Raw genomic sequence first — 24,341 nt, 5'->3', positions numbered from 1 at the left:
TCACGAAAAATCTATGAAACTTGAATCTACCGGTTGTACAGATCCGGGGCTTATTCGTGCTTATAATCAAGATTCCTACTATATTGATCCCACAGGGCGATTCTTTATAGTTGCTGACGGTATGGGTGGTCATGCAGGAGGAGAAGAGGCTAGTCGCATCGCTACTGCCGAAATTTGTGCATATCTAGAGCAAAATTGGCAATCCCCCGAATCTTCCTCAAAACTCCTAGAACAAGCTTTATCCACTGCAAATAAAGCCATAGTTCAAGATCAGCACAATCATCCTGAACGTGCTGATATGGGAACGACAGCCGTAGTAGTAGTTATCCGTCCAGATGAATTACCTGTATGCGGTCATGTTGGTGATTCCCGTCTCTACCGTCTGCGAGAATCACAATTACAACAAATTACAGAAGACCATACATGGATTGCCAAAGCCATGAAAATCGGTGATATTACTCTTGATGAAGCTAGGGTTCATCCCTATCGTCATGTTTTATCCAGTTGTTTAGGTAGGGAAGACCTCAACCACATTGATATTCAGCAACTAACTCTGGAAAATGGCGATCGCTTACTGCTCTGTAGTGATGGACTTACAGAAGAACTTATAAATCCACAAATCCTTGGATACATCAGGGACACACCTTCTTTAGAAAAAGCTGCTCATGACCTAGTTGAAGCCGCCAAAGCACAAGGTGGACACGATAATATTACCGTCGTCCTTGTGTCTGTAGAAACCTAATAGGAGTCAGGAGTCAGGAGTCAGGAGTCAGGAGTTCAGGAGTTCAGGAGAAAGAAATTGAAGAATAGAGAATGGAATTTCTCCCCTGCTCCCTGTTCCCTGCTCCCTGTTCCCTGCTCCCTGCTCCCTGCTCCCTGCTCCCTGCTCCCTGTTCCCTGTTTCCTGTTCCCTGTTCCCTGTTCCCTGTTCCCTGTTCCCTAAAAAAAGTAAATATACTTAACGATTTGTTCAAATTGAGCATTTTTTATATTAACAATTTGATAAAAATATTTTTAATCTCCAGAAATTACCACAGGAGCTTAAATTTCTATAATTTCCACAATTGACATATCCTACTTTGTAGTGTGTCTTAAATAAACAGCAAATAAAGGGTTAATAAATCAGAGAATCTAGATAAAAACCAAGTATCAAACTGGTCTTCCTCTCGATTTCTCACTCCATAACTACTGCTACTTAAAGAATCTTCACCAAAATTAAACTATGCCAATTTGGACAACCCCGCTTTCAGTGGAGTTGATTCCTATACCAGTAGATTCATTACCAATTCATACCTCAGAAAAAATAAATTCAAAAAGATGGGCAAATTGTCAAACACTTGTTATCTTTCTTAATATAGAGAAATAAATGTCAGGCAAAATCTAGCCCAGGAATTGCTTATTAGGAATTTGACGTAATTAAGCAGATTGCAATCAAAGGAAGTAAAGAATTTAAGTAATCAGCAAAAGCCGATTTTACTTTTAACCGCTAACTTCCAAGTTTTCAATTCTGTGATCAATTTCGATTTTACACGTTGTTTGTTTTGGAGTTGATTGTCAGTAACCCAGCCCTAAAGGGACTGAGCTTGCAATTTCTTGCAAGCTGTACTGACCAGACCACCCTAAGCGGCTTGCCCTGAGCGAAGTCGAAGGGAGTCTAAGGGTAGCCGTTATTTGAGTCACGACACCTCGAAATGCGTAGCCAGTTTCCCGCTCTGTCGCTGTAAGTTAAACAGTTCTAAGGTCACTGGAACAGTGCTTTCAGCCTAACAAGCTCTTATAACAGGTCAAGGCTAACATTACCCCAGAAATGGGAGTTGGTTTCCAGATTCCAATCAAAAATCTGGTTTCAATTTTAACATCCACAGCGGTTTTAACCGCTCCTGCGGTCACTGAGCTTGTCGATAGCGAAGCGTGGCGTAAGCCATAGTGTCGCTTCCCTCTCAGGTCTAAAGACGCTGAGTTTCCCACTTACCGCGAGGTTTTATGAATCAAGGAACTGAACTATCTTTGGAACAGCAATTTAGCATTCGCTCCTTTGCCACACAAGTCCAACACATGAGCCACGAACAAGCTCAAGATTTTTTAGTCAAGCTTTATGAGCAGATGGTTGTGCGTGAAGCAACTTATCAAGAAATGCTTAAACATAGCTGGGGTCTAGACTCAGGTGCGAATATGGCATAGAGTTATTTACTATTAACTCTGCTTTTGGGACTCATTTCTCAATAGGAAAAAAAGCTGGGGATGTTGGTTTTCTTCTAACTTCCTTCTAACTTCCCCACTCTTGCCTCTTGCCTCTTGCCTCTTGCCTAGTGCCATAACGACGATTTTCAATGCTAACCTACTTATTTTAAGAGGAAGTGTGGCAAATTTAGGGTTAATTAGCTATATTTACCGTGAATTTCCCCTAAAAGCATCTCTTGAGATGCTCCTGTAACGGCGGGTAAATTACCAGGAATACCGATGTTCCGCCAGTATGCTAAAACGGCAAAGGCGATCGCTTCTTTAAAAGCCGCACTTAAGCCAAACTCATCTGTAGTTGAAACTGGAACATTCCCTAACAGTAACTCTAGCCGATTTTTTAAGTAAATATTGCGACTACCACCACCACATAATAATACCCGATGTGGTCTTCTGGGGAGAAAAGTGTCATAACTATAAACAATAGAAGCTGCTGTCAATTCTGTAATGGTTGCTAAAAAGTCTGCGGAATTGAGTTGGTAGGCTTGGGCATTCTCTAAACAATCATGCAAGTAAGTGACACCAAACAACTCCCGTCCAGTCGATTTAGGCGGTGGTAAATGGAAATATTCGTGACTGAGCCATTGTTCTACTAAGGGGTAACAGGGTGTACCACTAGCTGCCCAATCACCATTTTCATCATAGCTTTTAGCCCCATTTGTAAAATGTTGCACAGCTAAATCCAATAGGCTATTACCTGGGCCTGTATCCCAACCGCGAATTTGCGACAACCAATCATCACTACGGGCGGGGAGACAAGTGACATTACCAATACCACCAATATTTTGGATACAACGCTCTTCCTGGGGATGACTGAGTAAATAGGCATCTATTTTCGGAACAAGGGGCGCACCATGACCATAAGCAGCTATATCTGCCGTTCGGAAATTACTTATAGTATTAATACCAGTGAGATGGGCTATCAACGCCCCCCGACCTAGTTGGCAACTATAACCTAGTTCTCCTAATCCCTGGGGTGGACGATGATAAACAGTTTGACCATGAGAACCAATCAAGGTAGCTCCTTGATGACCAATTTGAATATGTTGAGCAGCTTCAGCAAAATTCCGAGCGATGGCATCATCTATTGCTGCTAATTCGGCTATGGATACAGCAGTACCAGCCCCAAGCTCTAAAATATGTTCTCTGAGTTGCGGGGGGTAGGGATATGTTTCCCCGGCGAGTAATTTCACCTTCAGATCCAACTCTCTGCCAGAAATTTCGACTAAAGCGGTATCTATCCCATCTACAGACGTACCACTCATTAAACCAATTACGCGAGTCCGTTGCATTGACTCAAATACTCTTATGGATTTGCGATCGTAGTGTAATTGATCCCATTACCCATGTCAAAACAAAAAGGGTATATGGATCTAAAAACGCAAGTTATGACCTTATAAAGTATAACTAACTAATTTTGCTGACGATTCATATCTTGCAAATCCAGAGCATAATTTAAGCGTAAAATATTTACCCCTGGTTCCCCAAAAACGCCTAAAAATCTCCCATCAATATACTTACTAATTAACGGAATGATGTCATCCTCCCTAATCCCCCGCGCTTGTGCTACCCTTTCTATCTGTTGTCGTGCTGCTTTCAAAGAAATATGGGGATCTAAACCAGAACCTGATGTATAAATCAAATCGGCCACAGGTTGTTTATTCTCATTCTGAAATTCTTCTGCTTGCTTGAGAATCCGTTCCTTGAGTGCTGGATTGGTCGGAGCAAGATTACTGCCTCCAGAGATACCAGTCGGTTGAGCTTTTCTACCTTGGCTATATTTAACAGCACTCGGACGACCATGAAAATAACGGTCTGATGTAAATCCTTGACTAATCAAACTTGAACCAATAGGTTGATCTCTGACATTTAACATCATGCTACCATTAGCTGAAACTGGGAAAATTGACTGACCTACTAACAACACAAAAAGAGGATATATAATTGCGGTTAATAACCACATTACTAAAGTTATTCTCACTGCTTTGATAATTTCTCGAATAATAGACATAATTTAATCTTGAATTTTATTTTAATTTGTGAATTATGGCTCTACCGTTCCCTTTATGTAAAACAACATTTAAGTAGGTTGGCGTTAAAAATTGTCGTTATAGCAAGGCAAAAGGCAAAAGGCAAGAATTACCAAAATTACCTATTGATTTAATTGTTTACGCTAAACCCACAGACGTAATCATCATATCTATGAATTTAATCGCAATAAATGGAGCAATTACCCCACCTAAGCCATAAATTAAAATATTCCGTTGCAGAAGTTGATTAGCAGTCAAAGGTCGAAACTGAATACCTTTTAATGCTAGAGGAATCAAAGCCGGAATAATTAAAGCATTGTAAATCAATGCCGAAAGAATAGCCGAATTAACGCTACTCAAGTTCATGATATTCAAGCTTTCTAAATTAGCAGCAGTGAAAAGTACCGGAATAATCGCAAAATATTTAGCAATATCATTAGCAATAGAAAACGTTGTCAATGCCCCACGAGTAATTAACAATTGCTTACCAATACTCACAATATCAATTAATTTGGTGGGATCAGAATCTAAATCCACCATATTAGCCGCTTCCTTAGCTGCTTGCGTTCCCGTATTCATTGCCACACCTACATTAGCCTGTGCTAAAGCTGGAGCATCATTAGTTCCATCCCCCGTCATCGCTACAATTTTACCCTCAGCCTGTTCCCGTTGAATCACACTGATTTTATCTTCTGGTGTCGCTTCAGCAATAAATTCATCTACTCCAGCTTCCTTAGCAATCACAGAAGCAGTAATTCGGTTATCTCCCGTGAGCATGATTGTCCTGACTCCCATGCGTCGGAGTTGGTCAAATCGTTCGCGGATACCAGGTTTCACAATATCTTTGAGATAGATAACACCGTAAATTTCATGATCGAGACATACGGCTAAAGGTGTACCGCCTTGATGAGAAACTTGTTCATAAGCAACATCTAATTCCGGGGTATCCTGTCCATGACGAGAGAGGACAAAGCCTTTAATTGCTCCTACTGCGCCCTTCCGCACTTCCCTACCACCAGGTAAATTAGTGCCACTCATGCGGGTTTTTGCCGAAAATTCTACCCCCTGTGCTCGTTTGCGGTCTAAATCAAAATTTGCACCTAACTTTTCTGCCAGTCGGACAATAGATTTACCTTCGGGAGTATCGTCAAAGATACTAGCTGCCAAAGCCACATTCGCAATTTCTGTGATTGAGTGGCCATTGATAGGAATAAACTCTTCTGCTAAACGATTGCCAAGGGTGATTGTCCCGGTTTTGTCAAGAACGAGAGTATTGATGTCTCCACAGGCTTCTATTGCCCTGCCAGAAGTGGCAATGACGTTAAATTGTGCCACTCTATCCATGCCGGCAATGCCGATGGTACTCAGCAAACCGCCGATAGTTGTGGGTATAAGTGCTACCAGGAGAGCAATGAGAACCGGCACACTAACAGGACTATTCACATAGTAGGCAAAGGCGGGCAGGGTTGCTACTACGAATAAAAATACTAAACTCAGAACCGCTAATAATACTGTTAAAGCAATTTCATTGGGTGTTTTAGTGCGTTCTGCTCCTTCCACTAAGGCAATCATCCGGTCAATAAAGCCTTTACCTGGTTCAGCCGTGACGCGAATAATCAACTCATCGGAAAGGATGCGTGTACCACCTGTAACTGAACTAGCAACATCTGAACCAAATTCTTTGAGAACTGGGGCAGATTCGCCTGTAATCGCTGATTCATCCACAGACGCGACACCCATGATTACTTCACCGTCTGCGGGAATAATATCACCGGAAACGACGTATATAGTATCGCCCTGTTTCAAACTGCCAGAGGGAACTTCTGTAATTGTGCCGTTAACGCTGATAGTTTTGGCGCTGGTGGCTGACTGCGTGGAACGTAAAGTGTCAGCTTGGGCTTTACCTCGTCCCTCCGCTACGGCTTCAGCAAAGTTGCTAAATAGAACTGTGAAAAATAAAATTCCTGTTAATAGCCCATTAAACAGATAGGGATTTTTTTGATTTGTTGGTCCAAATAATTCGGGATAAATGGTTAGGAAGAGAGTAATAATTGTTCCTATCCATACCAAAAACATTACCGGATTTTTAATGGCATATTGGGGATACAGTTTCCTAAAAGCATCGCCTATTGCCCGAAAATACAGTCCTTTGTTAGTTACTCGCGTTTTCCTAAGTTTCTTACGGCGATAACGAGGACGGGGTGTTTTAGAATTAGAGTTATTTCCGTTTGAGTTCATATATTGATAATTGATAATTGATAATTGATAATGGGTGATTAAAAGAAATATTCCCCTTATCACCTCATTTTTTCTAACTACCAGCAGCGAGTTTAAAACCTTCGGCGATTGGTCCTAAAGCTAAAACTGGGAAAAATGTCAGGATTCCTAAAATTAGGGTGACACCTGCGGTAATCCCAGTGAATAGCAAAGAATCAGTTTTCAAAGTTCCCCGGCTTTCACAGACTACTTGTTTTTCAGACATACTATCAGCTAAAAGGAGCAGGGCAATAATTGGTAGATAACGTCCTGCAAAAATACTGACAGTTGTACTTAAATTCCACCATAACGTCCCGTCATTTAATCCCTCTAAGCCAGAACCATTATTAGCTGCGGCTGAGGCGTATTCATAAACTACTTGGGAAATCCCATGAAAACCTGGGTTACTAATTCCTGACAAAGATATAGGATAAGCTAAAGCTACAGCACTGGGAATTAAAACCATCATCGGGTGAATTAACAACACTACACTAGCCAGGACAATTTCTCGTTTTTCAATTTTGCGGCCAAAAATTTCCGGTGTGCGCCCTACCATTAACCCAGTGATAAAGACGGTCAGAATCAGATAAATGAAGAGATAAGCGGTTCCTATTCCCTGTCCTCCCCAAATTATTTGTAAAAATAGGTTGAATAAGGTGGAAAATGTGCCATTAGGCATGAGGGAATCGTGCATTCCGTTGACAGCACCGCACATGGTGGCGGTAGTTGTAATTGCCCATAATGCGGTTTGCGCCCAGTCAAATCGGACTTCTTTGCCTTCTAGATTGGGTAATTCTAATCTCAAAGCATTATTAATCAGAGGATTTCCTTGTAATTCTCCTGTGGCTGTAACGCCAATGAGAACGACAAAGATGATAAACACCATCCAATATAGTAGCCAGGCTTGTTTGAGGTTGTTGGCAAATATTCCGTAGGTGTAAATTAAGGATGTGGGAATGGCCAACATGGCGATGATTTCGATTAAGTTGGAAGCGCCATTGGGATTTTCAAACGGGTGCGCGGAGTTAGCTGCAAAAAATCCACCACCATTTTCCCCTAACATCTTTATAATCTCCCAGGATGCTACTGGACCTCTAGCTATATACTGAATTCTGCCTTCTAAGGTTTCTACTACTAGGGTTTTGGCTAAGGTTTGGGGTACACCGCAGATAATTAGAGCGATCGCCCCCACAATAGATAAAGGTAATAATATCCTAGTGATAGCCTGGGTAAAATCTACATAAAAATTCCCCAGTTTTCTCCCTGTTAATCCTCGGATAAAGGCAATTCCCACTACTAAACCACTAGCCGCTGAGGTAAACATCAAAAAACCTAAAGCCGATGTTTGGCTAAAATAACTAAAGGTATTTTCTGTGGCGTAATGTTGTTGGTCGGTATTGGTCAGGAAGGAAATTGTGGTATGTAGTAATAAATCCCATCTCATTCGTCCCAGTTCATTGGGATTCCAGGGCAGAAATTTCTGATAATAGAGAAGGGCATAAACTACCACACCCATTACTAAATTGCTACATAGTAAGGCGCGGATATACTGCCAACCCGTCATATCATTTTTTTTACCCACACCCCCTAAAATATAAATTATTGCCTCTATTGGCTTCATAACAGGATCAAGGATTGTCCTTTCTCCCAAGAAAACGCGGGCTATGTATTTTCCTAGTATGGGCGTAATGAATACGACAATACACAGCGTTAAAGCAATTTGTAAAAAACCTTGACTCATGTAGTTTGCACTCTATTCAACTCAAGTTATAGCCAGTTAATACTCAACAATCAGTCCTAAATTACTAATAAATTGGATTTTTCATCCCACCGCAATCAATATAGTATTGTTTTATCTGAGTCTAACTAAATATTTTATCCAGTATATTTTTAATTTATTTAACTGCACATCAGATTATAGTTCACCATTCCCTAAAAATATGCTTTAAATTATAGTGAAGTCTACCTAAGTATAAAGCATCTAGTGATTGGTATATTTTTAGATATAAATTTAGTCAGAGTAAATATATGCTTCTGATTATAGGCTAATTAGTTCAAATGACAATGAACTGCAAATAAACAATCATTATATTGCTTGTCAACTTCAAGATTTGTAAACGCCCAAGCTACTTTGTATGGCTTTTGGTATTCTCCTAACATATTAATCCGGTGACAAATATCAGGAATTTTCGTCAAATATCTGGGAGTTAAGGGGAAATCACAGGCAAATATACCTTTAACTTGTTGTGTTGTAGTTATAGCATACTTAATCATGATTACTACACAGTATTTATCTTCTGATGTATGCAGGACTTGAACTAACCCATCATGACTGATATTTGCTAGATGATCAGGTAATTTCAAGGCTTCGCTAGTATCTAAGGGGAGATTTTGAGTTTTCACCCAATTGAGAATTTCTTGATATTTTGCCAATGCTAAACGCTTTTGGTAAAAGTATTTAATATCAAGAATTGAATTAATTATCCCAGATACTACTTGTACCGATAATAATATAAATCCGCTGAATATTCTTTGTAGTTTATACATTTTGGTTATGATTCAGATGATTACACAATATAGAATATATTGATTAATGGCAAGATGCAAATTTTTCACTACGTAACTAAACCGCCTACGATTAAAATCGCAGGCTAATAGCCAAAGTCCACTCAAGTGGACTGAAAATCAATTTTTAGTCTACTTTAGTAGACTTTAGCTATTAGACAGGGAATTAATTCCCTGGCAGAATAATTTTAGAATATAACAAACATAAATTTATTTTTTTCACAAAAATGATATTAACGAATAACTAATATAAGTTATACTAGCAATAATTAAATAAAATTTTCCTTAAATAGTATATTATGTCAGTGATCAATCATCCCACTATTTTCTCCTTCTTCTCCGGCTCAGGATTCCTCGATTTAGGCTTTGAAACTAGCGGCTATAACATCACTTATATCAACGAAATCTTCCCCCCATTCATGTCCGCATATCGCTATTCACGGGAAAAACTCAACCTCCCCGAACCTGAATATGGATATCATGAAGGAGAAGCCGCAGACGTAAGTAAATTAATAACAGGAACACCAGCACAACGATTAAATGAATTAGTCAAAAATTCCCGTAAATCAAATAATATAATCGGCTTTATTGGTGGTCCACCCTGTCCTGATTTTTCTGTTGGTGGCAAAAACAAAGGACATTTAGGCGATAATGGTAAACTCTCATCTGCTTATATTGAATTAATTTGTCAAAATTTACCAGATTTCTTTTTATTTGAAAATGTTAAAGGTTTGTGGAGAACCACAAAACACCGTTTATTTTTTGAAGAACTAAAAATAAAATTACAACAAGCAGGTTATGTTTTAACAGAAAAGTTAATTAATTCCATTGAATATGGTGTCCCTCAAGATAGAGAGAGAATTATTTTAATAGGTTTTAAAGATAATTTTCTCAAAGACATGAAAATCAAAGATGAATTTATCTTTCCTTGGGAAAAATATATTTTATATCCTCAAGATCAAGTATTTACTTATCCTTGGAATAAGTGCGAACCATTTCAAGAAGATTCTATAATTCCTTGTCCTGAAAATATTCCTCAACAACTAACCGTTGAATATTGGTTTAGAAAAAATCACGTTCTTAACCATCCCAATGCTAAACATCATTTTCAACCAAGAGCAGGTAAAATTAAATTTGCTACTATTGACGAAGGAGATGATTCCAAAAAATCATTTAAACGTCTGCACCGGTGGCGTTATTCTCCCACAGCTTGCTATGGTAATAATGAAGTCCATTTACATCCTTACAAAATTAGACGTATTTCTGTAGCGGAAGCTTTAGCAATTCAATCCTTACCTGAAGATTTTTCACTTCCAGAAAATATGTCACTTACAAATATGTTTAAAACCGTTGGAAATGGAGTTCCATACTTAGCCTCAAAAGCCTTAGCGCAAACTATTCTTGACTTTTTAAACACTGGTTCGCAAGATTAAGATCCCCGACTTCTTTGAGAAGTCGGGGATCTGGGGGTATTGTGGTTTAATATATAAGAAATACTTTAATTTTCATCAAGTTTAATAAACTCTACACCAAAAGCAAAAACGATGGCAGCAGACTATCCAAACATTGATATTGCGCCATTTATTGACCACTCTCTGCTATTACCAATTGCCACCCCAGAGCAGATTAGTCAATGGTGCGACGAAGCATATAGATATAACTTTGCAGCGGTATGTGTGAATCCCTGTTATGTCAAGCAAGTAGCAGAACTACTGTATAAAAAAAATCCTCAAGTTTGTACAGTCATTGGTTTTCCCAATGGTGCAAATACTTCAGCCGTGAAGTTATATGAAGCCAAAGAAGCAGTAGACAATGGCGCTACTGAGTTAGATGTAGTCATTAACATAGGCTGGTTAAAAGCCGGAAAAACCGAGGAAGTTCACTGGGAAATTGCCACAATTTGCGAAGAAGCCGGACAACCTGTGAAGGTAATTTTAGAAACTAGCCTTCTGACGGATACAGAGAAACAAATCGCTGCGGAACTAGCTATGGATGCTGGTGCTGCATTCTTAAAAACCAGTACAGGTTGGAATGGTGGCGCAACTGTAGCAGATGTTAAGCTTTTGAAAGAAATAGCAAAAGATAGGGTAGGCATCAAAGCATCAGGAGGCATTCGCACTCACAACGATGCCTTAGATTTAATTATGGCTGGTGCGACTAGATTAGGTACATCTCGCGGTGTGGATTTACTTCGTCAACGCCATAACCCAGAAAAAGAAAAGAGTGAGTAGTCAGTTGTTCTTTGTCAGTTTAGACACCTGTTGGAAAAGAATGTAGAGACGTTCCATGGAACGTCTCTACTCTACAAGGGTTCTGAGAAACGTATATTTAATTTTCAGATCTGTCTATTTTGCCACTGACAACTGACCACTAACAACTGACAACGGATTAAAAATGAGTAAAACCTATAAAGCAACTGGTATTAATCTCAAAGCGCAACCACTGGGGGAATCAGATAAAATAGTCACAATTCTAACTCAAGAATTTGGGTTAATTCGGGCAGTTGCTACGGGAGCGCGGAAACAAAACTCCAGCTTGGGGGGGAGAATGGGGATGTTTGTCATCAATGAATTACTAATTTCCCAAGGTAGAAATCTCGATAGAATTACTCAAGCTGAAACTATAAAAACTTATCCCGGTTTATCTAAAGATTTAGGTAAATTAGCTGCTAGTCAATATTTAGCGGAAATAGTCTTATGTCAAGCGTTAAGCGAACTACCCCAAACAGAACTTTATGAGTTATTTAATGAACATCTTCAACGCCTAAATGATATACCCAAAACTGAAATAAAATGTGTAGTTGCCCATTTAGTCCAAGGTGTATTTCAGCTTTTAGCCTTAGCAGGACTGACCCCACAAGTAGAATCCTGTTGCTTAACCCAACGGCTTTTAACTCCAGACTGGACAAATCCCCATTGGCAAGTGGGATTTAGTATTCCTTCTGGTGGGATAATTTGTTTAGATGCTTGGAAAAGCTTGCGAACAGAAATAGAGCAGGAAAACCGGGAAAATAGGGAAATGCAGGAAACAACACAGAAAAGTGTTCCCAATCCCCAATCCTGTGCCTCTAACCCTAGCTATGAAACAGTTTTTCATCAGCAGGAGTTACCAATTATTTCTCGTCGCTTGAATGGGAAACAACTGGTTATGCTTCAATATCTGTCGGAAACAGAGATAATACAAATAGATGCAGCTTCAGATTCTGGATGGTTAGCTGTTGAGCAAATTTTGCGCCAGTATGTCCAGTATCATTTAGGACAACCTATTCGCTCTGCCACTTTGATTGACTCCTATTTTGCCACCAACCATGATGCAATCGTCTGATTTAGATAAAAAAGGCCGAACTCACTCACCTAGCGACGCTAAAAAAAAGCATAAAGCATCAGATCATAATGTTGCTTCTTCCCCTAAAGTTAGTCATATTCATAGTCCAGAAATGTCACTCAAGGATGTTTCTGAAAATGGGAATTGCACATCAGAAATTCCCTTGACTGATATCCCCAAACCATCAAAAATTCCGCAGACAAATGGCAAAATTAATGGTGTTTCAGAAAATGTCCCAACTACAACGGAATTAACACCGGAAACACTACCATTAATAGATGCTGGTTCGGGAGGTGCAGATTCGGAAAATAATCAACAGGTGGGTTTTTTACCTGTATTGAAAAATCCGAATTTTCTCGCTCTTTGGGCAGGTCAAGTTTTCTGTCAATTAGCTGATAAGGTTTATTTAGTATTGATGATTGCTTTGATTAATAGTCAGTTTCAAGCTAGTGATCAAAGTATTAGTGGTTGGGTTTCCGCTTTAATGATGGCGTTTACTATTCCCGCCGTATTATTTGGTTCTGTAGCTGGAGTTTTTGTAGATCGTTGGTCAAAAAAAGTTGTTTTGGTAGCATCAAATATTTGGCGCGGGATTCTGGTATTGCTCATTCCTTCGCTGTTATGGTTAACCCATGATTGGCAGCCTGTGGGAGTTTTACCCGTGGGTTTTTTGATTATTTTAGGTGTGACTTTTTTGGTTTCTACCTTAACACAATTTTTCGCACCGGCAGAACAATCGGCTATTCCTTTAATAGTGAAAGAACAGGATTTGCTTTCGGCTAATTCTCTCTACACTACGACAATGATGGCTTCGGTAATTGTCGGTTTTGCCGTAGGAGAACCAGTTTTAGCCTTAGCAGATGGACTGTGGATGCAATTAGGTGGTAGTGGGGGATTGGGTAAGGAAATTCTGGTGGGTGGCAGTTATGCGATCGCTGGGTTAATATTATTCTTACTCCAAACTAACGAAAAACCTCATCCCCCAGAAACAGAATTTCCCCATGTTTTCTCGGACTTGCGCGACGGGTTACGTTATCTCCAAGAAAATCATCGTATCCGCAATGCTTTATTACAACTAATTATCTTATTTTCTGTCTTTGCAGCCCTGACTGTGCTTGCAGTTCGCATGGCAGAAATTATTCCGAATATGAAAGCCTCTCAATTCGGCTTTTTATTAGCATCTGCTGGTGTGGGTGTGGCGCTTGGGGCGACAATTCTCGGACAATTTGGACAACGCTTTTCCTATAAACAACTCAGTTTTTGGGGTTGTCTAGGTATGGCAGCATCTTTAATTGGTTTATCATTGTTTACAACCCAACTCTTGCCTGTGCTGCTCTTCATTGCCCTAGTGGGAGTATTTGGGGCTTTGGTGGGTATCCCCATGCAAACTGCAATCCAAACCGAAACACCCCCAGATATGCGAGGTAAGGTATTTGGGCTGCAAAATAATGTGATTAATATTGCCCTTTCTCTACCTCTGGCTTTAGCTGGTGTAGCGGAAACTTTTATCGGCTTAAAAGCAGTATTTTTTACCTTAGCTGCCATTGTCTTAATTGGCGGTCTGTTTACCTGGTATAATTCTGGTGAATCCTCAAATGGCAAATAGCCAAAAACTGCATCAAACTGTTGGGTTTTGTGCTAAACTTAATCCAGCAAGATGCAAAATACTTGCTGGGGATAAACTAAATAATCAGCATATTAATTTGTAATCAAGTTAAAAGATTTATAAATTATGAGCATCATCAATAAATCCATTTATTGACTTTTTAATTACCAAGATTATTTAGGTTTAAAAGTTAGAGATATCTGAGTTTTTGTGAATATCAAAAATTCAGCTATAACAACTTCATAATAAAAACAGTATATTTTACCCTCGCTTTTTTTATAGATAACCTAAGAATGCGTATAGCTTGGATTGGAAAAAAAACACCCTTTTGCGGTAACGTCACCTACAGTCGAGAAATTACCAACGGACTCCTAGACAGGGGACATGAGGTTAGTTTTCTACACTTTGCCCAAGAAGAAGCGACAACTGACAATTGGCCTAATTTTCAGGAAGTTCCTTTGCCATTTATTTACAAGTCCCAGGTTTATACAATTCCCTCTTTCAAAGCAACTAAGGTTTTGAAAGATTCTTTGCGGGAAATTAAGCCGGATATAGTTCACGCTTCTCTGACTTTATCAACTTTGGACTTTGTTCTACCAGAAATTTGTGAAGAATTAAATTTGCCCCTAATTGCCACTTTCCACACTCCATTTGCAGGTAAGGGTGCAAAATTAATATCGAGTACCCAACTTTTAGCTTATCAACTTTACGCTCCTTTTTTGGATCATTATGATCGGGTAATTATCTTTTCCCAAATTCAGCGGGAATTGTTATCAGGTATGGGTGTGAGGGAAAAAAAGATTGCTGTTATACCTAACGGTGTAGATCCTGTTAAGTATTCTCCCGGTGTTTCTCATGTGAAAGCTGAATTTGGCGCTGAACGTTTGTTTGTTTATCAAGGGAGAATCGCTCAAGAGAAAAACGTTGAATCTCTCTTACGTGCTTGGAAACAATCACATATGGGCGTTAATACCAAATTATTGATTGTGGGAGATGGTCCATTAAAGCCTTCTCTAGAATCATTTTATGGACGAGAATATGGCATCATCTGGTTAGGTTTCATCGCTGATGAAGATCGCCGCATCGAAATTTTACGGGGTTCTGATGTATTTATTTTACCTTCTTTGGTAGAGGGTTTATCCTTGTCTCTATTAGAGGCAATGTCCTGTGGTTTAGCTTGTTTGGCTACTGATGTTGGTGCAGATGGAGAAGTTTTAGAAAAGGGCGCTGGTGTGGCAATTAATACAAGCAGTGTGCGATCGCAGTTAAAAACCCTCTTACCACTATTTCAAGATCATCCAGAGTTAACCACATTGTTGGGAGAAAAAGCCAGAAAGCGAGTATTAGAACGCTATACCCTGAATGATAACATCACCCAATTAGAAGAGCTTTATAGCCAAGTTCTTGCACAACGTCCTTTAACACTGAGTTGGGGTATTTAGCGTATTTTCAACAGCTATAACCAATAAATCTTTCTCTCTATTTCTGGATGAGGAAGATTTTTATTGTCTATTTATTCAGAATTGAATAAGTAGGTGAACACAATAAAACCAAACTGTGTAAAGAAATGTAAAATCGCTGAAAACTTCTTTACTCTTGCCTCTGGTTACTGAGCGAAGTTGAAGTATTGCCTCTTGCCTAGTGCTATGACGACAATTTTCAACGCCAACCTATCTACCATATTTAATCCATTTTGTCAATTCGCAATTTCTATTCTTTACAAAAATTAAGATTTTTATTACATTATTTTACATAAGACATAAGTTCATCATAAACATTTTTAGCTTAAGTCTTCACAGCGACTAATTAACACATAATCTTGGAGATTCCGACTGTGGCTTTAACTATCCAGTCCGCTCAAACTATTTTTTCTAATACTCAACTTCCTAGCCCTATTCCCGCAACTATAGCATTGTTCGATCAACTTAACGTTGATGATCAATTAGCATATCTTTGGTATGCTTACACCGAAATGGGTAAAACCATTACTCCTGCCGCACCTGGAGTAGCACGCTTGCAACTAGCTGAAAGTTTGCTGACCCAAATTAAGCAAATGTCTCGTGAAGAGCAAACCAAAGTCATGCGGGATTTAGCCAGCCGTGCTGATACTCCTATTAGCCGTTCCTATGGTTTCTTTAGCGTCAACACCAAACTCGCTTTCTGGTTCGAGTTAGGAGAATTGATGAAACAGGGAATCATCACTCCTGTCCCCGTTGGTTATCAAATGTCTCCTGGTGTAAAATTTGTATTAGAAGCCACACAAAAACTTGATCAAGGTCAGCAAATCACCGTATTGCGGAATACTGTAGTAGATATGGGGTTTGATACTTCTGACCTTGGTCCTAGTAGTTATCCTAAAGCAGGTGCAGAACCTGCTTTCCAACGCACAACCCCTGTTATATCTTCAGTGAAAATTGACGGCATTACAGAACCCGCTGTCTTAGGCTACATTGAAGCCATGAATGCAGATAAATTTGATACTGCGATCGCGCTATTCACTACTGACGGTGCGCTACAACCACCGTTCCAAAAGCCCATTGTGGGTCGGGAAGCGATCGCTAAATATATGCGCGAAGAAGCACAAGGACTAAACATGATGCCACAACAAGGTATCTGCGAAGTTCAACCAGACGGTTCTAAGCAACTGAAAATCACAGGAGTAGTGCAAACTCCTTGGTTTGGTGTCACAGTTGGTATGAATATTTCTTGGCGGTTTTTAATCAATCCCGAAGGACAAATCTTCTTCGTAGCGATTGATATGCTTGCTTCTCCTCAAGAACTCATGAATCTGCGTCGAGTTTAATTAAATCATGAGGCTGTCGAAAATCAAATTTATTTGTTATTTTCACAGCCTCGCAATAATAGAGTGAAAGCTATTGACACCGACCAGAAAATTTGTTATCATAGAACCGACGAGGAAGAACTATCTTTATCGCATAAGCACAACTGGTCTTACCTTTGCGCCTCTGCGTCTCTGCGTGAGCTAAGTTTAATTCTGCCCCAAACTTGTAGACTGTTCATAAACCTTCTTCAAAGTATTCACATCTCTAATCGAAATAAACGGCGGTTTGCGAACTTGAGAAAAATACATAATATCAGTTTGCAGAAGACTATGACCCCAAATTCCCAAAGCATGGCCAAGTTCATGACGGGCTGCTGATAAGACATAATCACCAGTTTGACTAGGACTCAACAGAATTGTAAACCGGTGAGATAAAATATTATTTTCAGTATATAAATCATAAGTAGTTAAAGCCGAACGCGCCCGCAGTATTTTACCATTAGGTTCACGTTGCAAAGGCGGTGCTTTTCGGGAGATTGTAATATCAGCAATAGCCGATTTTTCCACTACCTGTAAAGGTAAATAAATATTCCATTCCTGAACAGCTTGGAAAACACTATTAACCCATATTTGTGACTGCTTTTCATTAATATCTGTTGGTGTTTCTATCTTCACCTTTACCGGAAAACTTGACCAAATCAAATAACCAACTTTCGTAGATTTGATTTGATCAAAATAATCACCACTATTTGTTTTATCTTGCCATTGTGCCAGAGTCGCTGGTAAAGGATGAGTTTTTTGGATAAATTGGGAGTTTCTTTCCTGTTCCCTCACACCAGCATTTACTTGAAAGTTACTCAAAATAACTAGCAGTCCTGTACTTATTGCTAAAGTCAGAACTGCTGCTTGTAGTGAGCGAAGCGATGCACTGAGCTTGTCGAAGTGTCGAACTATTAATCTTCGCCAAAAGTTTTGATTTTGGGTAATTTTTCCCATTTTCAGTTTCAATTATTTAGGCAACCAATTAGCACTTAAAACCACAGTTAAACCCAGAAAAACTACAACTAATGCCCAAGTAACTCGATTTAAAGTATTTTCGGCACTTTTGGTACTACTAAATAATTGTGCTTGTCCACCAATAGCGCCAATACCGTCACCTTTAGGACTATGTAACAAAACGAGGATAATCAAACCGAGAGCGGAAAATGCCCAAATGCCTTGGATGATGTTAGTAATTGCCATATTAGAAATGTTGGTTATAAGAAGTTATCAATCTCGTAAGGGTTTAGCATTGCTAAACCCCTACCATTTTACGATTTTACAAACCTATTTGTACAGGAGTACGAGTTAGTTGTAAATCATATTCTGCGGCTTTAAGTAATGATCGCCCTGTCATTTCTTGTGGTTGGGATATCTGTAAAATATCCAGAATAGTTGGGGCAATATCGGCTAATTTGCCGTCATTTCTTAATTCCACATTTGTTCCATATCCCGGTATTTTGGCTTTTTCACCTTCTACCAAAATTAACGGAACTGGGTTAGTAGTATGCGCTGTCCACGGATGACCGCCTTCATCTAGCATATACTCAGCATTGCCATGATCAGCAGTAATAATTGCTGTACCACCTGCTTTACCAATAGCATCAATCAGACGACCTAAACATTTATCTACTGCTTCAATCGCTGTCACAGTAGCGGGGATTTGCCCCGTATGCCCTACCATGTCTGGGTTAGCATAGTTCATCACGACTAGGGAGTAAATGCCCTTTCTCATGGCAGCGATCGCCACATCCGTCACAGCTTGTGCTGACATCGCCGGGGCTTGATCATAAGTCGCCACCATAGGACTACTGACTAATTCCCGGTCTTCTCCCTCACAGGGTTCTTCTAGTCCCCCGTTAAAGAAGTAGGTAACGTGGGCATATTTTTCAGTTTCCGCAGTTCTAAACTGTTTTAAACCACGATTAGCGATAACTTCACCGAGAATATTACTCAGATTTTGCGGCGCAAAAGCCACAGAAACAGGTAATTCTGGATCATACTGGGTAAAAGTTACAAAGGAAAGCGGCTGAATTGGCTGTCTTGCAAAACCGTTAAAAGTGTTGCTGACAAAGGCTTGAGTTAGTTCTCTAGCCCGGTCAGGGCGGAAATTGAAAAATATAACCCCATCACCAGATTCTACCGCGCCTGGTTGCAGACGGACGGGAAGAACAAACTCGTCAGTCACACCTTCAGCGTAAGCTGCTTGCAATGTCTCTACAGCCGTGAGTCCATTGCCCGCACTATCTGTTGTTATCACATCGTAGGCACGTTGGACTCGATCCCAACGGTTATCACGATCCATTGCATAATAGCGACCACTGATAGTAGTGATTTCACCGATGCCAACCTGATCTATATAGTCTTCCAACTGCTGAATGACGTTGATAGCATCTGTCGGTTTAGTGTCACGACCATCAGTAATGGCGTGGATACAAACTTGTGAAAGTTGCTGTTCCTTCGCTAAGTCAAGTAGTCCAAATAGATGGGTAATATGGGAATGCACCCCGCCATCAGAACAAAGCCCCACTAGATGTAACTTGCCATTAGCAGCACGGACTTCCTGGCAAATTTTGACAAGGGCTGGGTTTGCGGCTAAAGAACCGTCTTCTACAGCATCTGAGATCCGTACCAGTTCTTGGGGTACGACTCGACCAGCCCCAATGTTCAAATGACCAACTTCCGAGTTGCCCATTTGTCCTTCTGGCAACCCTACGGCTTTTCCTGATGTGCGAATGAGGGTGTGGGGATAGACTGCCCATAAACTGTCCATAATCGGAGTTTTGGCAGCGGTAATTGCGTTTCCTCGCGTTTCCTCACAGTAGCCCCATCCATCTAGAATGACTAGCACCACAGGAGCAACAGGTGCTTTGGTCATAGTAAAATTGCCCTTTACTTTTTGTAATACTCGAATGATACCATTGCTAACCAACTCTGAAGGTTAAATTCTACTGATTAATTTCTAATATTCTGCTGGTTATCATGTTGCATCCAATCAAAACAGCTTTTGTCGCTATGAGTAAAGATTGTGTAAAATCAGCATATCTGTTTGGATAGGTAGTTTTGATTATTGACTATTATAGTACCAAGTGCTATACTTTAGTTAAAGGAAACTAATATGGCAATCTACAAAACCCGATGGTTTAACCGTTGGGCAAAAGATCAGAAGTTAAATGATTCTAGTCTCTGTAATGCTGTTGCAGAAATGGCAGCAGGTCTTTACGACGCGGACCTAGGAGGTGGACTATTTAAAAAACGCATTGCCCGTTCTGGAAAGGGCAAGAGGGCTGGTTTCCGTACATTGGTTGCTACTAACAAGGGAGATAGTTGGTTTTTTGTGTTTGGGTTTCCAAAAAACGAGCGTAGCAATATTGATCAGGATGAAAAAGAAGCCTTGAAAAAACTGTCATCAGAACTGCTGTCTTTAACAGCAGAGGCTCTTGAAACAGCAAAATTGAAAGATGAATTAATAGAGGTAATCTGTAATGAGGAAGAAAAAGTCAGCAATTCTTGAGGCTGTTCACGAAACTGCTATAGGACTATACAAGGCTGGTGTAATGAGTCAAGTTACGTTACGCGAATTTGATAGCTTGTGTTTACCGCCAATTGAACCGCTAGAACCTCAACAAATTAAGCAACTTCGTGAATCATTTAATGTCAGCCAATCTGTGTTTGCTGCTATTTTAAACATCAGTTCATCAACTGTTCAAAAATGGGAAATTGGGCAAAAACGACCTACAGGCGCGGCTCTTAAATTATTGCATTTAGTCCGGGAAAAAGGTTTGGAAAGTTTAATTTATTAATCTAACCTGATTGCTAAATAAGTAAGAAATTGCAGTTTCTAATTGCCAGAATAATCTTTATTTAATCAGCAAAAAAAATAATAATGGTACAATCAGCCCTAAAACTAATCACAGTTAATGAATTTATTGCTCCTATTAGCTGTTCCTGAATATTGGATTGTAGATTATTTAGATATTGGTGGTAGAGAATATATCGGCAAAACCAAGCGGACAACAATTACAATTTGTACATTAGTTGAAGACAAGTATCAAAATGGAGCTTTTAACATTATTATTTTAACACAAAAACCGGAACTCTTTTATAAGCAGGTGTCCCACTTTTTGGATCAATTTCTGCTTTAAATAAAACATTAGTTTCAGGATAAAACATGAAAGCTACACCTTCACGAATTGCACCACAAATAATTTCAATATTCTCTAATTCTCCCGCATTTCCTTTAACTGTAACTCGTTGATGTTCCTGAAATCCTGCTTTTTTAATATCCAAACTATTCATTAAAATACAATGACGATGGGGCATATTGCGATATTTATCTTCACTGCGATAAACTACTGTATTATGTTGTCCATAACTCCGTCCTGTTCCTAATATTAGGACAATTCCTGATTGATTCTTCTCAACACCAAAAGCTGATTTATGCGGTAAGGATAATTGGGGTAAGGGTGTGACAAACATCTGCGCTTTACCATCAGAAGTGGGAAATTTTGGTTCTTCAAAAATTCGCCCTGTAATAGTAAATTCTTCCTGAGTTTGATCAATTTCACCTATTTTGTCATAACCAGGAATAGTTTTAGCAATTAATTCTCTGACATAAACTGTATCTTGTAATTTACGCCAATTAATCGGATTTTCATCATGTAACCGATGAGCAATTTCTGTAATTAATTCAACTTCGGAAATCAAATCGGAATTATCTGGTTGTAAATGACTTTTACCTGCATCATTTAATCTGACAAAATTATTACCTGATTCCGTTGTCGTCCTATGGGGATTTTCAAACCGATTGAAAACAGGTAATATTAAAGTTTGCTGTTTTGCTAATCCGTGAAAATGTCCTAAATTCGGTTTTGTCGCTACATAAAAAATGGTTTCAATTTGCGATAAAGCCTGTTTTGCTTGCTGTAAATCGGGGTTAGCTGCATACAAATTTCCCCCTAAACAAAAGAGAGTATTGATCTTTCCTAATTCTGCTGCTGCTATTAAATCACGGGTATGATAACCAGGAGTTTCACTGACGGGTTTTCCTAATAGTTTTGATAATGCTTGTTTGATTTCTTCGCGCAAATTGACGGTGACACCCATTGAACCAAATCCTTGCACGTTGGAATGTCCCCGAATGGGCATTGTTCCTGCGCCAATTTTACCAGCGTTACCTGTAATTAAGGCTGTATTTGCGATACTAAAAACATTATCTACACCGTTGGCTTGTTGGGTGATTCCCATAGCCCAAGCAAATACTACACTTTCTGATTTACCAATTAGATAAGCTGTGGCTGTAATTTCTTCTTGAGATAAACCGCAGGTATTAGTGATATTATCCCAAGATATATTTTCTGCATAATCTATAATTTGTTGCCAGTTTTTAGTGGAAGACGCGAGATATTCTCTTTTAATTAAATTCTGTTCAATTAGAGATTTTTGCAACCCCACAAATAACGCCACATCACTACCAGGAATCGGTTGTAAATATAAAGAAGATATATCTGAACCACCTGTGAGTAAAGATTTGACGGGAAACGCAGGAGAGGCAAATTTAACTAAACCGATTTCAATTTGGGGGTTAATAATAATTACTTTACCGCCTCTTGCCCGCAATTGGATTAATTCGTTCATTAATCGCGGATGATTTGCCGGTGCGTTAGAACCAATTAAAACTAGACAATCACTATGTTGTAAGCCTTCTAAACTTACCATTGATGTCCCTGAACCGAAAACTTTTTTTAAGCCGATGGTTGAGGGAGCGTGACATAAATCAGAACAATCTGCTAAATTATTACTACCAAGCGATCTCATTAATAACTGTAATAAATAAGCAGCTTCATTGGCAGAACGTCCAGAACTATAACTAGCAATCTTTTTTGGTAGTTGTTGAAAAGCTATTGTGGCAATTTGGTAAACTTCTTCCCAACTAATGCGTTGATAATGAGATGAACCTGATTTGAGAATGAGAGGATAACTAAGTCTCCCTAAATCATCACATTCTTGAGAAGTCAGTTGTTGTAATTCACTAATATTATATTTTTGAAAAAAATCTTGTTTAATTCCTGGTTGCAATTCTGCTGCAATTGCTTCCACACTTTTAGCACAACGTTGTAAATATTCTCCCGCTTCATTTACAAAGCCTCCCTTTTGTCCACCCGTACCCCAAGCACAGGATAAACAAGCACTTTTATGATTGAGAGTTTGCCATAATTGTAAACCTTGGGGTGACAGAGTTTTTTCTATCCAGTATTGGATAACAGGTAAACCACCACCGGCATTGCAATTAGATTTATTTTCAGGTAAATTATCCATAAATAGAAGTTTTATATCTTATTTCTTTACGGACTGATTTTTTAATATTTAGCTTATACCAATTTTACATCAGGCTGCACAGAAACATGAAATCCATTAATTAATTTATCCCTCTTCATCTGCGTTCATCTGCGTTCATCTGCGTTCAACTGGATCATCTTTTTTGTGGAGTTCTCTAATATTATTATAGCGGGCAAGATGCCCGCACTACCAATCACCAATTACCAATTACCAATTACCTATTCAGCAGTTTTATTAGCCGCACGATTAGCACGAGATTCGGCTGAAGCCATGACTTCTGCAAAGTTTTCCACAACTTCACCAGGGTGGTTTTCCAAGACTCTGGTAGAAATCGCCACTCGACCTTTACCTTCGTCTAAATCAATAATTACAGCTTTGATTGGTTGACCAATTTGAAAGACTTTGTCTAAAGATTCAATGAATTTTTGGCTAACTTGTTTGATGTGTAGTAAGGCGCTGACACCATTAAAATCTACAAATACACCAAAAGGTTTGATGCCTGTGATTTTTCCCTCTACCAATTGACCTATTTGTAATAGGCTGAAGTTGCTAGAACGAGCCGCTAAACGTTGAGAAAGAACGAGTTTATTGGTTTCCCGATTAATTTCTAAAAAACCCACAGTGAGACTTTGACCTTTGAGTGCATCTAGGTTATCACGTTCGGACAGGTGCGATCGCGGAATAAAACCTCGTAAACCAAAAAGATCAACAGTGACACCACCTTTATTAACACCTGTTACCCGCACTTGAACAGTTTGGGAATTCTCTTGTATTTCTGCTAGTTTTTCCCAAATCTGCCGCATTTCCAATTGCTTACGGGAAATGGTAACTTGACCTTCAGCATCCTGATCCCGAATAATTAAAAACTCTAGTTCCTCATCCATCGGTAATATTTCCGACAAATCAGTTACTGCTCTCAAAGAAGCCTCCTCTTGGGGAAGAAACGCCGACGATTTACCACCAATGTCAACATAAGCACCGTCGTGGTCAACTTGGAATATTTTGCCACGAACAACTTGTCCTTTTTGAAATTGGTAATCGTGTTTTTCCAGTGCTTTGGCAAAATCGTCCATTGAAAAAGACGAATTGGCTGTTTGAGAAAGTTTAGATTCGGAATTCATGACGTTTGAAGATAAATTGTTAGTTGTTATTTGTCAGTGGT

The 24,341-nt window shown here is 39.3% G+C and carries 20 protein-coding genes and 1 pseudogene; 11 read left to right on the top strand and 10 right to left on the bottom strand.

Going from position 1 to position 24,341, the window contains the following annotated elements:
- The first annotated feature begins 13 nt into the window (after positions 1-13).
- Both FJR08_RS18540 and FJR08_RS18530 read left to right on the top strand, forming a co-directional pair.
- Positions 14-742 carry a Stp1/IreP family PP2C-type Ser/Thr phosphatase gene (locus tag FJR08_RS18540; RefSeq protein ID WP_015079228.1) on the top strand — a complete coding sequence of 243 codons (729 nt, stop codon included), beginning with the start codon at positions 14-16 and terminating at the stop codon, positions 740-742.
- A gap of 1,241 nt (positions 743-1,983) precedes the next feature.
- Positions 1,984-2,181 (top strand): NblA/ycf18 family protein, encoded by a 198-nt coding sequence (locus FJR08_RS18530; RefSeq protein WP_015079229.1) that lies wholly within the window; start codon positions 1,984-1,986, stop codon positions 2,179-2,181.
- A gap of 197 nt (positions 2,182-2,378) precedes the next feature.
- Here the strand turns inward: FJR08_RS18530 and FJR08_RS18525 are convergent, their stop codons facing one another.
- The 5 genes from FJR08_RS18525 to FJR08_RS18505 all read right to left on the bottom strand — a co-directional run bounded on the left by FJR08_RS18525 (position 2,379) and on the right by FJR08_RS18505 (position 9,071).
- Positions 2,379-3,530: an anhydro-N-acetylmuramic acid kinase gene (locus tag FJR08_RS18525; RefSeq protein WP_168634157.1), complete on the bottom strand. Its 1,152-nt coding sequence runs from the start codon at positions 3,528-3,530 to the stop codon at positions 2,379-2,381.
- 119 nt (positions 3,531-3,649) lie between these two features.
- Positions 3,650-4,249 carry a K(+)-transporting ATPase subunit C gene (gene kdpC, locus FJR08_RS18520; protein ID WP_015079232.1) on the bottom strand — a complete coding sequence of 200 codons (600 nt, stop codon included), beginning with the start codon at positions 4,247-4,249 and terminating at the stop codon, positions 3,650-3,652.
- 157 nt (positions 4,250-4,406) lie between these two features.
- Positions 4,407-6,506 (bottom strand): potassium-transporting ATPase subunit KdpB, encoded by a 2,100-nt coding sequence (kdpB, locus tag FJR08_RS18515; RefSeq protein ID WP_168634156.1) that lies wholly within the window; start codon positions 6,504-6,506, stop codon positions 4,407-4,409.
- Between the two features lie 73 nt (positions 6,507-6,579).
- Positions 6,580-8,265: a potassium-transporting ATPase subunit KdpA gene (gene kdpA, locus FJR08_RS18510; protein WP_168634155.1), complete on the bottom strand. Its 1,686-nt coding sequence runs from the start codon at positions 8,263-8,265 to the stop codon at positions 6,580-6,582.
- Positions 8,266-8,573: 308 nt separating this feature from the next.
- Positions 8,574-9,071 carry a hypothetical protein gene (locus FJR08_RS18505; RefSeq protein ID WP_168634154.1) on the bottom strand — a complete coding sequence of 166 codons (498 nt, stop codon included), beginning with the start codon at positions 9,069-9,071 and terminating at the stop codon, positions 8,574-8,576.
- Between the two features lie 317 nt (positions 9,072-9,388).
- Here FJR08_RS18505 and FJR08_RS18500 point away from each other — a divergent pair, with 317 nt between their 5' ends.
- The 6 genes from FJR08_RS18500 to FJR08_RS18475 all read left to right on the top strand — a co-directional run bounded on the left by FJR08_RS18500 (position 9,389) and on the right by FJR08_RS18475 (position 16,822).
- Positions 9,389-10,522: a DNA cytosine methyltransferase gene (locus FJR08_RS18500; protein ID WP_168634153.1), complete on the top strand. Its 1,134-nt coding sequence runs from the start codon at positions 9,389-9,391 to the stop codon at positions 10,520-10,522.
- A gap of 111 nt (positions 10,523-10,633) precedes the next feature.
- A complete protein-coding gene (gene deoC / locus FJR08_RS18495) occupies positions 10,634-11,320 on the top strand; it encodes a deoxyribose-phosphate aldolase (RefSeq protein WP_015079237.1) in 687 nt (228 codons plus the stop codon).
- A gap of 163 nt (positions 11,321-11,483) precedes the next feature.
- On the top strand, positions 11,484-12,413 hold the full coding sequence (gene recO, locus FJR08_RS18490; RefSeq protein ID WP_168634152.1) for a DNA repair protein RecO: 930 nt from the start codon (positions 11,484-11,486) through the stop codon (positions 12,411-12,413).
- Entirely contained in the window at positions 12,397-14,019 is a 1,623-nt protein-coding gene (locus FJR08_RS18485; protein WP_168634151.1) for an MFS transporter, read from the top strand. The genes recO and FJR08_RS18485 overlap by 17 nt, the downstream gene beginning before the upstream one ends.
- A gap of 293 nt (positions 14,020-14,312) precedes the next feature.
- A complete protein-coding gene (locus FJR08_RS18480) occupies positions 14,313-15,461 on the top strand; it encodes a glycosyltransferase family 4 protein (RefSeq protein WP_148762806.1) in 1,149 nt (382 codons plus the stop codon).
- Between the two features lie 392 nt (positions 15,462-15,853).
- Positions 15,854-16,822: an orange carotenoid protein N-terminal domain-containing protein gene (locus tag FJR08_RS18475; protein ID WP_015079241.1), complete on the top strand. Its 969-nt coding sequence runs from the start codon at positions 15,854-15,856 to the stop codon at positions 16,820-16,822.
- A gap of 186 nt (positions 16,823-17,008) precedes the next feature.
- On the opposite strand, the gene FJR08_RS18470 is transcribed toward FJR08_RS18475, so the two are convergent.
- From FJR08_RS18470 to gpmI, 3 genes are all read right to left on the bottom strand, one after another.
- Positions 17,009-17,797: a peptidase gene (locus tag FJR08_RS18470; RefSeq protein WP_168634150.1), complete on the bottom strand. Its 789-nt coding sequence runs from the start codon at positions 17,795-17,797 to the stop codon at positions 17,009-17,011.
- A 12-nt stretch (positions 17,798-17,809) separates the two neighbouring features.
- Positions 17,810-18,043 (bottom strand): preprotein translocase subunit SecG, encoded by a 234-nt coding sequence (gene secG, locus FJR08_RS18465; RefSeq protein ID WP_168502287.1) that lies wholly within the window; start codon positions 18,041-18,043, stop codon positions 17,810-17,812.
- A 76-nt stretch (positions 18,044-18,119) separates the two neighbouring features.
- On the bottom strand, positions 18,120-19,718 hold the full coding sequence (gene gpmI, locus FJR08_RS18460; protein WP_015079246.1) for a 2,3-bisphosphoglycerate-independent phosphoglycerate mutase: 1,599 nt from the start codon (positions 19,716-19,718) through the stop codon (positions 18,120-18,122).
- Between the two features lie 240 nt (positions 19,719-19,958).
- Here gpmI and FJR08_RS18455 point away from each other — a divergent pair, with 240 nt between their 5' ends.
- The 3 genes and pseudogenes from FJR08_RS18455 to FJR08_RS23770 all read left to right on the top strand — a co-directional run.
- Positions 19,959-20,354, top strand: coding sequence for a type II toxin-antitoxin system RelE/ParE family toxin (locus tag FJR08_RS18455; RefSeq protein WP_015079247.1), 396 nt, complete (start codon positions 19,959-19,961; stop codon positions 20,352-20,354).
- Positions 20,326-20,643 carry a DNA-binding transcriptional regulator gene (locus tag FJR08_RS18450; RefSeq protein WP_015079248.1) on the top strand — a complete coding sequence of 106 codons (318 nt, stop codon included), beginning with the start codon at positions 20,326-20,328 and terminating at the stop codon, positions 20,641-20,643. Before FJR08_RS18455 ends, FJR08_RS18450 begins: the two co-directional genes overlap by 29 nt.
- A 132-nt stretch (positions 20,644-20,775) precedes the next feature.
- A pseudogene (locus tag FJR08_RS23770) lies at positions 20,776-20,907 on the top strand (Uma2 family endonuclease); the annotation flags it as partial.
- Positions 20,908-20,914: 7 nt separating this feature from the next.
- Here FJR08_RS23770 and FJR08_RS18440 read toward each other — a convergent pair.
- A complete protein-coding gene (locus tag FJR08_RS18440) occupies positions 20,915-23,158 on the bottom strand; it encodes an FdhF/YdeP family oxidoreductase (protein ID WP_168634149.1) in 2,244 nt (747 codons plus the stop codon).
- Between the two features lie 239 nt (positions 23,159-23,397).
- Positions 23,398-24,300 carry a S1 RNA-binding domain-containing protein gene (locus tag FJR08_RS18435; RefSeq protein WP_168634148.1) on the bottom strand — a complete coding sequence of 301 codons (903 nt, stop codon included), beginning with the start codon at positions 24,298-24,300 and terminating at the stop codon, positions 23,398-23,400.
- Positions 24,301-24,341: the final 41 nt, after the last annotated feature.

Source organism: Dolichospermum sp. UHCC 0260 (assembly GCF_009711985.1).
Taxonomy (GTDB): Bacteria; Cyanobacteriota; Cyanobacteriia; order Cyanobacteriales; family Nostocaceae; genus Dolichospermum; species Dolichospermum lemmermannii.
Note: the sequence above shows the minus strand (reverse complement) of the source record. Positions and strands in the feature narration are given on the sequence as shown.